Here is an 845-nt window from a genome sequence, read left to right as displayed (position 1 = left end):
GAGGCCGAGGGCGACCTGACGGTGCGGGTGGATGCCGCCTATCGCGGCAAGTTCGCGGAGTTGAAGGGGGCGATCAACGATACGGTCGATCGTCTGTCCGCGACGGTGCGCACGATCCAGGTGACCTCGGCCGATGTCGGGCTCGCCGCCCGCGAGATCAACATGGGCGCCGACGATTTGTCGAAGCGCACCGAGGAGCAGGCCTCCTCGCTGGAGGAGACCGCCGCCACGACCGAGGAGCTCGCAGCCTCGGTCAAGGCCTCGGCTCAGGCCTCGAAGGACGCAGCCGCCATCGCCAACGAGGCGATGCAGGCCGCGCAAAGCGGCGGCGCCATCGCCGGCCAGGCTGTCGAGGCCATGGCGCGCATCGAGAGCGCCTCGCAGAAGATCTCCGACATCATCCGTGTCATCGACGACATCGCCTTCCAGACCAACCTGCTGGCGCTGAACGCGGCGGTGGAAGCGGCGCGTGCGGGCGATGCCGGCAAGGGCTTTGCGGTCGTGGCCTCGGAGGTGCGGACGCTGGCGCAGCGCTCCAGCGCCGCCGCCAAGGACATCTCGGGCCTGATCTCGTCGTCGAACCTGGAGGTCGGCGAGGGCGTCAAGCTGGTGCGCCAGGCCGGCGAGCAGCTGAGCCAGATTCTGGCCTCCTCGCGCAAGGTCGCCGCCACCATCGCCGACATCTCGGCGGCGTCCGGCGAACAGGCCAACGGCATCGACGAGATGAGCCAGGCGGTCGCTCATCTCGACGAGATGACCCAGCAAAACGCCGCGCTCTCCGAACAGAGCGCGGCCTCGGCCGCCTCGCTCTCCTCCCGCATCGGGCAGCTCAACGACCTCGTCGC

1 protein-coding gene is annotated in these 845 nt (G+C 69.3%); it reads left to right on the top strand.

All coding sequences use genetic code 11. The features are described from left to right. Positions 1-845: methyl-accepting chemotaxis protein (locus AE618_RS14005; protein ID WP_248310874.1), on the top strand; the 845-nt coding region annotated here is incomplete at both ends.

This window comes from Allobosea vaviloviae (assembly GCF_001298265.1).
Taxonomy (GTDB): domain Bacteria; phylum Pseudomonadota; class Alphaproteobacteria; order Rhizobiales; family Beijerinckiaceae; genus Allobosea; species Allobosea vaviloviae_B.
This window is presented reverse-complemented; position numbering and strand designations above follow the sequence as displayed.